Here is a 10464-nt window from a genome sequence, read left to right as displayed (position 1 = left end):
CCCAACGCCCCCCTACCTGCCCGGCCCATTGCCCGACACCGTGGCCGTGCAAAGCCTGTTGGCCGACACCAGCCAAATGCTGGCAGCCCTCACTGGCGCCCAAACCGACCGCATGAGCCGCGACGACGGCTGGCGTCTGCTCTCGATTGGTCGCCACATCGAACGGCTCGACTTTTTGTCCGCCGCACTGGGCCAGGCGGTGCAAGGCGGCCTGCTGGGCGAGCAAGCCGGGTTTGATGCCGTGCTCGACTTGTTTGACAGCACCATCCACTTCCATGCCCAGTACCAGCAAAGCCGCACCCCACAAGCGCTGGTTGACTTGCTGGTCACGCACCCCGACAACCCCCGCTCATTGGGCTGGGTGGCGCACACGCTGCGGGGCCGCTTGATGCGCATGGGCAACCTGGCCGAAGGGGCCACGGCCCTGCTGGCCGACGAGGTGCCGCGGCTCATCCAAGTGGACCCGGAATCCTTGTGGCCTTTGAGTGCCAGCGCCAGCCACCCCGGCCCTGACCTGCCTCTTTTTGTCGCCTTGGCGCAATGCCAAACAGCGGCCCACGGCGTGTCCAACCAGCTGTGCGGCCTGTTTTTCACCCACAGTGGTGAAGCCCGTTACAGCGTTGGCGCTTGAAAGCGAATTGCCCATGCGCCTGGCCATCACCCACGAAACCCGCTACCAGTACAGCCCGTCGGTGCAAACCGCGCAACATGTGGCCCACTTGCAACCGGCCAACACGCCCTGCCAACAAGTGCTGCACCACGAGATGCAGATCGAGCCCGGCGCGCCGGTAGAGCACAGCATCGACGCCTTCCTCAATCACCGGGCCTATTGGGCCTTGACCCACCCGCACGACGGCCTGCTGGTGCGCGCCTACAGCGAGATCCAAACCCAAGAACCGGCCACCGCCCTGTGCCGCCAAAGCTGGGAATCGGTGCGTGAGCATTTTCGCTATCGGGGCGGTCAGGCTGGCGATGTGCACAGCGGCTTTGTATTTGGCTCGCACCACGCGCCCGTGCACGAGGCGTTTTTGGCCTATGCCCAAAGCAGCTTCACGCCTGGACGCCCGCTGATGCAAGCGGCACAAGAGCTCACCACCCGCATGCACCGCGATTTCAGCTACGAGTCCGACAGCACCGACATCAACACCCCAGCCCTTGAGGCGCTCACGCTCAAACGCGGCGTCTGCCAAGACTTTGCCCACATCCTGCTGGCCTGCTTGCGTTCAATGGGACTGCCCGCCCGTTACGTGAGCGGCTATCTGCTGACACAACCGCCACCCGGCCAGGCGCGCCTGATCGGCAGTGATGCCTCGCATGCTTGGGCCTCGGTGTATTTGCCCGAGCTGGCCAGCCACGCCAGCCAAGGCTGGCTTGACCTGGACCCGACCAACGACCGCTGCGGCCTGGCCAGCCCGGGCGAAGACTACGTGCGCCTGGCCGTGGGACGCGACTTCGCCGACGTGTCGCCCCTGCGCGGCGTGCTGCAAGGCGGCGGTGCGCACACGCTGGACGTGGCGGTGACGGTAGCACCGCTGGGAGAGTGAACCCAGGCTGGCCCCTCTACGGTTGAAGGGTCAAGTTGAGGGGCTAAAGAGCCACCCTGCGGGCCTGACATTCAGCGACAATCTTGGCTTGCTGGGCAGGCAAGGCCTGCTGCCCCATTTCAACCTGACAAAAAGTCCGACATGAACGTTTACGACCAACTCAAATCCCTCAACATCGAACTGCCCCCCGTGGCCGTGCCCGCTGCGGCCTATGTGCCCTTTGTGCAAACCGGCAACTTGGTCTTCCTGTCGGGCCACATCGCCAAAAAAGATGGCCAAGTCTGGGCAGGCCAGCTGGGCAAAAACATCAGCACGGCCGAAGGCCAGCAAGCCGCCCGCGCCGTGGCCATTGACCTGATGGGCACGCTGCACGCGGCTGTGGGCGACCTGAACAAGGTCAAGCGCATCGTCAAAGTCATGAGCTTGGTGAATTCGACCGGTGACTTCACCGAGCAGCACCTGGTCACCAACGGCTGCAGCGAGTTGCTGGGCCAGGTGTTTGGCCCACAAGCCGGTGCGCACGCCCGCAGTGCTTTTGGCGTGGCGCAAATCCCCATGGGCGCTTGCGTTGAAATCGAACTGATCGCTGAAATCGGCTGAGCCACAGCCATGTCCATCGAACTGAGCAAAGAAGACCGCGCTCAGGCGATGCCCGCATCGAGCGCTACTTTCTGGACAATTTCGAGCAAAAAATCGGCAACATTTCTGCCGGTGACTTGCTCGGTTTTGTCCTCTAAGAAATCGGCCCCAGCATTTACAACCGCGCCGTGAGCGAAGCCAAAGAGCGCCTGCTCATGCGCGTGGAAGACCTGGAATACGAAGTGCGCGAGGACGAATTCCAATACTGGCAAAAGTTCAGCAAGCGCCCATAAGGCGCAACCCCCAGCTCAAAGCAAACGCAGCCACCCTCTTGTTTAAACCCGGAGAATTTCATGACCATTTCCATGTCCAGCGCCAGCCTGCCCGTGTGCACCCGCATGCTCACCAACCTGAGCCACATCCTGAGCAAAGCCGAGCAATTCGTCGAGGTCAAAAAGATCGACCCCACGGCGCTCACCACCTACCGCCTGGCCCCCGACATGCTCCCCTTCACCCGCCAAGTGCTGATCGCCTGCGACGCGGTGAAAAACGGCGTGGCGCGCTTGAGCGGTGTGGAAGCACCCAAGTTTGAAGACACCGAAACCACCTTGGCCCAGCTGCAAGAACGCATCCAGAAAACCCTCGCCTTCATCGCCACCGTACCCGCCTCTGCACTGGACGGCACCGAAGACAAAGAGATCACCTTCCCCGCAGGCCCGGGCAAAACCCGCACGCTCAAAGGCCAGGATTACCTGACGGGCTGGATGCTGCCCAACCTGTACTTCCACATCACCACGGCGTACACCATCTTGCGTCACAACGGCGTGGAAGTGGGCAAGATCGATTACCTGCTGGGTGCACAGGGCTAAGCGGGCGGCTTCAAGCTTGATTTGTCCCCAAACCCCATGCCCAAAGCTGTGGACAAATACAGGGACAAGCCGCCAAAGCCCCAACACACAAGGGCTGGCGGGGCGTGCTTAAAAAAACATCACTCCGCCCTGATCACTCGAACCGCGTGACGCGGCTGGGCTTGAAGCCCAAGTCCGCCACTTTGCCTTTTTTGGCGCGGGCAGTTTTGGCGTTGTTCAGGCTGCGGATTTCGAGCGTTTCTTCGCGCTCTTTACCGCCGCGGCCAATGCCTTCAATCTTCACGCTGCGGGTGTAAGCCGCCGCACCCGCTAGGCTGTCTTTGGCTTCCAGGTCGATGAGCATCAGGCCCCGGCCGCCTTTTTCCATGGTCTTGAGTTCGCTGATCTCAAAGGTCAGCACACGACCGCCCGTGCTGGCGCAGCACACGCTGATGGCTGCGGGCATGGGCTGTTTGTCGGCGGGCACAGTGGCACTGCTGCCGCTCACATGGCTGGGCACGCACACGGTTTCGCCCTCGCCCAAGCTGATGAAGGCCTTGCCCGCTTTGTTGCGCGAGATCATGTTCTCGACCGAGGCCATGAAACCGTAACCGCCGGAGCCGCTGAGCAGCAACGTGGCGTTGACCGGGCCTGCAAAATAGTGGGCAATTTGCGTGGTGGGTTCCAGCTCAATCAGCGTGGTCACCGGCTGGCCGTCGCCGCGTGCGCCGGGCAGCGTGGCCACGGGCACGCTGTAGATGCGGCCATTGCTGCCAAAGATGATGAGCTGATCCACCGTGCGGCACTCAAAGGTGCCATACAAGCCGTCACCCGCCTTGAAGGCGAAGCTGGTGGCGTCATGGCCGTGGCCGGTGCGGGCACGCACCCAGCCTTTTTCCGACACGACCACCGTCACGGGTTCGTCCACCACCTTGACTTCGGCCACGGCCTTTTTCTCTTCCTGGATCAGCGTGCGGCGTGGGTCGGCAAAGGTCTTGGCGTCGGCTTCGATCTCCTTGATCATCAGGCGGCGCAGCGCGGCGGGGCTGCCCAGAATTTCTTCCAGCTTGCCCTGCTCGCCGCGCAGCTCACTCAGCTCTTGCTCGATCTTGATGGCTTCGAGCCTGGCCAGTTGGCGCAGTCGAATCTCAAGGATGTCTTCGGCCTGGCGGTCACTGAGTTTGAAAAACTCGATCAGCGCAGGCTTGGGCTCGTCGCTCTGGCGGATGATGCGGATCACCTCGTCAATGTTCAGCAACACCAGTTGACGGCCTTCCAGAATGTGGATGCGGTCCAGCACTTTGTTCAGGCGGTGCTGGCTGCGGCGGGTGATGGTGGTCTGGCGGAAGCTGATCCACTCCACCAGCATCTGGCGCAGCGATTTTTGAATCGGTTTGCCGTCGATGCCCACGGACGTCATGTTGATCGGCGCGGAGGTCTCCAAGCTGGTGTGCGCCAACAAGGCAGTGATGAGTTCGCTCTGTTCGATGCGGCTGGTTTTGGGCTCGAACACCAATCGCACGGCGGCGTCTTTGCTCGATTCGTCGCGCACCACGTCCAGCACGGCCAGCATGCTGGCTTTGAGCAACACTTGGTCGGCGCTGAGGGCTTTTTTACCGGCTTTGACCTTGGGGTTGGTGAGCTCTTCGATCTCTTCGAGCACGCGCTGCGAGCTGACGCCTTGCGGCAATTCGGTCACCACCAGTTGCCATTGGCCACGGGCCAGGTCTTCGATCTTCCAGCGGGCACGCACTTTGAGGCTGCCGCGACCCGTGCGGTACGCGTCGGCAATGTCGCTGGCCGGGCTGATGATCTGGCCGCCACCGGGGTAGTCTGGGCCGGGGATGATGGCCATCAGCTCGCTGTCGCTCAGCTTGTCGTTGCGGATCAAAGCGACACAAGCGTCGGCCACTTCGCGCAGGTTGTGGCTGGGGATCTCGGTGGCCAGACCCACGGCAATGCCGCTGGCCCCGTTGAGCAAGCTGAAGGGCAAGCGCGCAGGCAACTGGCGCGGCTCTTCGGTGGAGCCGTCGTAGTTGGGGATGAAGTCCACCGTGCCCATGTCGATCTCGTCGAGCAGCAAGCTGGTGATGCGCGACAAGCGCGCTTCGGTGTAACGCATAGCGGCCGCGCCGTCGCCGTCACGGCTGCCAAAGTTGCCCTGGCCATCGATCAGCGGATAGCGCTGCGAAAAGTCTTGCGCCATGCGCACCAGCGCGTCGTAAGCCGCCGTGTCACCGTGCGGGTGGTAACGGCCCAGCACATCGCCCACCACGCGGGCGCTTTTGACGGGCTTGGCAGCGGTGTTGTTGTTGGGGCCGCTGTACGACAAACCCATGCGGTCCATCGAATACAAAATGCGCCTCTGCACCGGCTTTTGGCCGTCGCACACATCGGGCAAGGCGCGGCCTTTGACGACAGACAGCGCGTATTCAAGGTAAGCCCGCTGGGCGTAGGCACCCAGGTGGTCGCCTTCTGGGGCAGCAGGTTGCTGTGAAGTTTCAGGGGTCAGCAAGTCGGTCATTTTTTCTGAGAATTGTTGCGTTTACGTTCGGGTGTAGCGGCAAGTTGGGTGGACATTGATTTGCCGGGCGGCAAAAAGTTACTGCCCGTCACCACTTTTTGCCCCGTGCGTTTTTCCAAATCGTCTTTGGCGCGTTTGGCCAATGCGGTGAAGATCAGCTCTGCCTCATTCATGTGGTCACGCAAGTTCTGCGTTTTCAAAGACTTGAGCGACTTGTGCGCCTGCACACTCAAGCCCGTCCATTCTTGGTGAATGATGTTGGTCAACAGTGCGAATTCATCCGACTTTTCAACACCGCTTTCTTTCCAATAATCGGTCAGCTTGTTGCGGGTTTCTTGACCGGTCATGCGCTGCTGAATCCACTTGTCGCTGCGCCCCAGTTTTTGCCAGTTCTCACGAGCGCGGTCCAGGCTTTGCGCGGGGTCCGCCATCTCTTGCATCCGCTCATGGCCCACCTTGGCCAGCCAGCGCTTGAATGGCTCGGCCTTGGGTGAGGGGATGGACTGGATCAGGCGCAAGAGTGTGGGCACATCGGCGGCATCGGTTTCACGCAAACGTCCGTCGGCAGCGGGCATTTTCAAGCGTACGATTTCTTCGTACGGTTGACCTGATTCCTTCTCCAGCTTGCGACGCAAATCGCTCCAATAGCGTTTGGGAATGGTGCTGTCGGTCAGCACCTGCACCACATCCACCACAGAGAAATACCACTTCTCCTGCACGGCGTCCCAATGCGAGCGCACGCGGGTGGACTCAAACAGTTTGACGGGTTGAGGTGCTGTCATAGCGAAGGATTGACATGCGCGTCAGCGCAGGAAGTCATGGCCATGGTTTTGTAGGTCACACATCGATTTCGATGCTGTCGCCGTGCAGCTCCATCAGCTCGCGGCGGGCGGCGGCTTCGCCTTTGCCCATCAGTTGCATCATCAGGTTTTCGGTGCCTGCGTTGTCCAGCGGGCCCAACTCGATGGGCAGCAGGCGACGCGTGTCGGGGTTGAGCGTGGTGTCCCACAGCTGCTCAGCGCTCATCTCGCCCAAGCCCTTGAAGCGGCTGATGCTCCAGCCGCCTTCTTTGACGCCGTCTTTGCGCAGCTTGTCGATGATGGCGGTGAGCTCGCCCTCGTCCAGCGCATAGGCTTTGGAAGCGGGCTTTTTCCCGCGTGCAGGCGCATCGACCCGGAACAGCGGTGGCCTCGCCACGTACAGATGACCGGTTTCGATGAGCTTGGGGAAATGGCGGAAGAACAAAGTCAGCAAGAGCACCTGGATGTGCGAGCCGTCCACGTCCGCGTCCGACAAGATGCAGACCTTGCCGTAGCGCAGGTTGCTCATGTCGGGGTTGTCGTTCGGCCCGTGTGGGTCCACACCCATGGCCACCGAGATGTCGTGGATTTCGTTGTTGGCAAACAAGCGGTCGCGGTCCACTTCCCAGGTGTTGAGCACTTTGCCGCGCAGGGGCAAGATGGCCTGGCATTCTTTGTTGCGGCCCATTTTGGCGCTGCCGCCAGCCGAGTCGCCCTCGACCAAAAACACCTCGTTGTGCAAGATGTCTTTGCTCTCGCAGTCGGTCAGTTTTCCGGGCAACACGGCCACACCGGAGCTCTTGCGCTTCTCCACCTTTTGACCCGCTTTTTGGCGGGTTTGCGCGGCCTTGATGGCCAGTTCGGCCAGCTTTTTGCCGTAATCCACATGCTCGTTGAGCCAGAGTTCGAGCGCCGGACGTACAAAACTGGACACCAGCCGGACCGCGTCACGCGAGTTCAGCCGTTCCTTGATCTGGCCCTGAAACTGAGGGTCGAGTACTTTTGCGCTCAGCACATAGCTGGCGCGGGCAAACACGTCTTCGGGCATGAGCTTGACGCCCTTGGGCAGCAAACCATGCAGCTCGATGAAGCTTTTGACGGCGGTGAACAGGCCGTCGCGCAAGCCGCTGTCGTGTGTACCGCCCGCGCTGGTGGGGATCAAATTCACGTAGCTCTCGCGCACCGGTGCGCCGTCTTCGGTGAAGGCCACAGCCCACGAAGCACCCTCGCCTTCGGCGAAGCTGTCGTGGTTGGCATCGGCAAAGCCTTCGCCTTCAAACAGCGGGATGACCGGATCGCCGTTCAGGGTTTGCGTCAGGTAGTCGCGCAGCCCGGCTTTGTATTGCCACTGCTGGGTTTCCTTGGTTTTTTCATTCACCAAAGTCACCGTCACGCCCGGCATCAGCACCGCTTTGCTGCGCAGCAGGTGCGTCAGCTCGTTCATGGGCAGGGCGCTGGATTCGAAGTATTTGGCGTCGGGCCAGGCGCGCACAGTGGTGCCTTGTTTGCGGTCTCGGGGGCCCTCCCCCGAGACGTTGCGGTCACCTTCATTGGCTTTGCGGGTGACCAAAGGCTCGGTCACGTCACCACCCGAGAACACCAGTGTCGCCACTTGGCCCTCGCGGTAGCTGGTGGCTTCCAAGCGCTTGGACAGCGCGTTGGTCACCGACACGCCCACGCCGTGCAAACCGCCCGAGAAGCTGTAAGCCCCGCCCTTGCCCTTGTCAAACTTGCCGCCCGCATGCAAACGGGTGAACACCAGCTCGATCACGGGCGCTTTTTCTTCAGGGTGCAGTCCAAACGGAATGCCCCGGCCATCGTCTTCGATGCTGACCGAGCCATCCAAGTGCAAGATGACTTTGATTTTTTTACCGTAACCCGCCAGCGCTTCGTCGGCGGCGTTGTCCAGCACTTCTTGGATGATGTGCAGCGGGTTGTCGGTGCGGGTGTACATGCCCGGGCGTTGCTTGACTGGCTCCAGTCCTTTGAGGACTCGAATCGAGCCTTCGGAATATTCGCTGGAGGTTTTGACAGTTGATTGGGTGACCATGGTGGCGGATTGTAGTGGGATTTGCGCAGGCTTACTGGATACAAAGACAGTGGTTGCACGGCAACAAATGACCGAGGCATTTGCGAGACGGCTGAAGCCCAAGCAATTGGTTAAAGTCGCAGGATGCAAAACAAACCCCTGTCTCTCACCCAGGTGCTCATCTGCGGCGCGGCCATCGTGACCCTGTCCATGGGCATCCGCCACGGCTTTGGCCTGTGGCTGCAGCCCATCACCCAGACCCAAGGCTGGGGCCGCCAAGAATTTGCCTTCGCCATGGCCATCCAGAACCTGTCCTGGGGTTTCATGGGCATTTTTGCGGGCATGGTGGCCGACCTTTTTGGGGCCTTTCGGGTCATCGCACTCGGTGCTGTGATCTACAGCGTTGGGCTGATGGGCATGGCTTGGGCCACCGACCCGTGGGTGTTCGCCTTGTTCACCGGTGTGATCATCGGCACCGCGCAAGCGGGCACCACCTACGCCGTGATTTACGGTGTGATTGGCCGCAACGTGCCCGCAGAGCGCCGTTCCTGGGCCATGGGCGTGGCGGCAGCGGCAGGCAGCTTTGGCCAGTTTTTGATGGTCCCCGTCGAGGGCCTGCTGATCAGCCAAATGGGCTGGCAAACCGCATTGGTCATTTTGGCGGCCGCCGCGATGCTGATCATCCCCTTGGCTTGGGGCCTGCGCGAGCCGGCTCTGAACGCGCCCGGTCAGGTCAAGCGCGACCAAACCATTGGCCAAGCCCTGAAAGAAGCCTTCAAATACCCCAGTTTTCAGCTGCTCATGGCGGGCTATTTTGTGTGCGGATTTCAGGTCGTTTTCATTGGCGTTCACATGCCCAGCTACCTCAAAGACCACGGCCTGGCCCCCCAGGTGGCCAGTTATGCGCTGGCGCTGATTGGGTTGTTCAACGTGTTCGGCACCTACATCGCGGGCACCTTGGGCCAAAAAATGGCCAAGAAAAACATCCTGGCCTTCATCTACTTGGCCCGCTCGGTGGCGATCACCTTGTTTTTGTTGGCCCCGCTCACGCCCACCAGCGTCTACATCTTCTCGGGCGTCATGGGCTTGCTTTGGCTGTCCACCGTGCCGCCTACCAACGCTGCAGTGGCGCAGATTTTTGGCGTGGCGCATTTGTCCATGCTCAGCGGGTTTATCTTTTTCAGCCACCAAATTGGCTCATTCATGGGCGTCTGGCTGGGCGGGTATTTGTATGACAAAACCGGCAGCTACGATATCGTTTGGTACCTGGCCATTGCCTTGGGTATTTTTGCAGCCTTGGTCAATTTGCCCGTACGCGAAAGCCCCATCCACCGCAACACGCCACAGCCCGCATGAACCAGACCCGAACGACTGTGCTGCTGGCCGCCATCGCCTTGGGCCTGACGTTTGGCCTCTATGCCAAGCCCGACGTCATGATCATGCTGTCCGAACAGCTGTGGTCGTGTTTTTGACCTGAAAGCCTCCCCCACATGCACGGCACGGAAAACCCCTCCGCTTGGCTACAACGCTGGTCTCACCTCATCGCACCGGGCAGCACCGTGCTCGATGTGGCTTGCGGCGCGGGTCGTCACATGCGCTACCTGGCGGCTTGTGGCCACCAGGTCATCGGTGTCGACCGCAACCCCGAAGCGGTGGCTTTGGCCCAAGCCTTTGGCCCGGTCACTTGCGCCGACATTGAAAATGGCCCCTGGCCCTTCAGCGGGCAACGCTTTGGCTGTGTGCTTGTCACCCATTATTTGTGGCGAGCGCTGCTGCCCACGCTGGTGGACAGTGTGGCGCCCGGCGGCGTGTTGATTTATGAAACCTTTGCCGCTGGCAACGAAACCGTGGGCAAACCGTCTCGGCCCGACTTTTTGTTGCAAGCGGGCGAGTTGCTCAGCCTCACCCAAGGCTTGCGCACCGTGGCCTACGAGGACGGTTTTGAAGCCACCCCCGAGCGCTTTGTGCAGCGCATTGTGGCCGTGCGCCCCGCCCTTTCGGGTGCTGTGCAGCGCTGGCCATTGCACGCCACTTGAGGCGCGATCGCCGCGCACCCGCTGCATTGGCCTGACCCGCTGCGGGCTTGTACACCAAGCACCAGCCCGCAATCGATGGAATGTTATTTTTGAGTTCAGAAGCA

9 protein-coding genes and 1 pseudogene are annotated in these 10464 nt (G+C 61.0%); 7 read left to right on the top strand and 3 right to left on the bottom strand.

Annotated elements, in window-relative coordinates; all coding sequences use genetic code 11:
• From Q0341_RS14345 to Q0341_RS14325, 5 genes and pseudogenes are all read left to right on the top strand, one after another.
• Window positions 1–631, top strand: a 631-nt coding sequence (locus Q0341_RS14345) for an alpha-E domain-containing protein (protein ID WP_299514686.1), incomplete at its 5' end; no start/stop codon positions are given.
• On the top strand, window positions 603–1544 hold the full coding sequence (locus tag Q0341_RS14340; protein WP_299514683.1) for a transglutaminase family protein: 942 nt from the start codon (window positions 603–605) through the stop codon (window positions 1542–1544). The genes Q0341_RS14345 and Q0341_RS14340, both read left to right, overlap by 29 nt.
• Before the next feature lie 141 nt (window positions 1545–1685).
• Window positions 1686–2144: a RidA family protein gene (locus Q0341_RS14335; protein ID WP_299514681.1), complete on the top strand. Its 459-nt coding sequence runs from the start codon at window positions 1686–1688 to the stop codon at window positions 2142–2144.
• Window positions 2145–2153: 9 nt separating this feature from the next.
• A pseudogene (locus Q0341_RS14330) lies at window positions 2154–2416 on the top strand (DUF2164 domain-containing protein).
• A gap of 60 nt (window positions 2417–2476) precedes the next feature.
• Window positions 2477–2992 (top strand): DUF1993 family protein, encoded by a 516-nt coding sequence (locus Q0341_RS14325; RefSeq protein ID WP_299514679.1) that lies wholly within the window; start codon window positions 2477–2479, stop codon window positions 2990–2992.
• A 133-nt stretch (window positions 2993–3125) separates the two neighbouring features.
• Here Q0341_RS14325 and parC read toward each other — a convergent pair whose 3' ends face one another.
• Genes parC through Q0341_RS14310 form a run of 3 tightly spaced genes read right to left on the bottom strand, consistent with a single transcriptional unit; the run spans window position 3126 to window position 8345 of the window.
• The gene (gene parC / locus Q0341_RS14320) at window positions 3126–5495 is read right to left on the bottom strand and encodes a DNA topoisomerase IV subunit A (protein WP_299514677.1); all 2370 of its coding nucleotides are present in this window, start codon (window positions 5493–5495) and stop codon (window positions 3126–3128) included.
• Window positions 5492–6277, bottom strand: coding sequence for a BRO family protein (locus tag Q0341_RS14315; protein WP_299514675.1), 786 nt, complete (start codon window positions 6275–6277; stop codon window positions 5492–5494). Before Q0341_RS14315 ends, parC begins: the two co-directional genes overlap by 4 nt.
• A 55-nt stretch (window positions 6278–6332) precedes the next feature.
• Window positions 6333–8345: a DNA topoisomerase IV subunit B gene (locus tag Q0341_RS14310; protein ID WP_299514673.1), complete on the bottom strand. Its 2013-nt coding sequence runs from the start codon at window positions 8343–8345 to the stop codon at window positions 6333–6335.
• Between the two features lie 123 nt (window positions 8346–8468).
• Between Q0341_RS14310 and Q0341_RS14305 the strand changes: the two genes are divergently transcribed.
• Together Q0341_RS14305 and Q0341_RS14300 are read left to right on the top strand one after the other, a co-directional pair.
• Window positions 8469–9680, top strand: a complete 1212-nt coding sequence (locus tag Q0341_RS14305; RefSeq protein WP_299514671.1) for an MFS transporter — start codon at window positions 8469–8471, stop codon at window positions 9678–9680.
• Between the two features lie 134 nt (window positions 9681–9814).
• Complete coding sequence (locus tag Q0341_RS14300) at window positions 9815–10360, top strand: class I SAM-dependent methyltransferase (protein WP_299514668.1); 546 nt, start codon at window positions 9815–9817, stop codon at window positions 10358–10360.
• Window positions 10361–10464: the final 104 nt, after the last annotated feature.

Origin of the sequence: uncultured Limnohabitans sp. (genome assembly GCF_937889215.1) — a bacterium.
In the GTDB taxonomy this organism is placed as follows: domain Bacteria; phylum Pseudomonadota; class Gammaproteobacteria; order Burkholderiales; family Burkholderiaceae_C; genus Limnohabitans_A.
The sequence above is the reverse complement of the archived record's forward strand: the minus strand, read 5'-3'. Positions and strand labels throughout refer to the sequence as shown.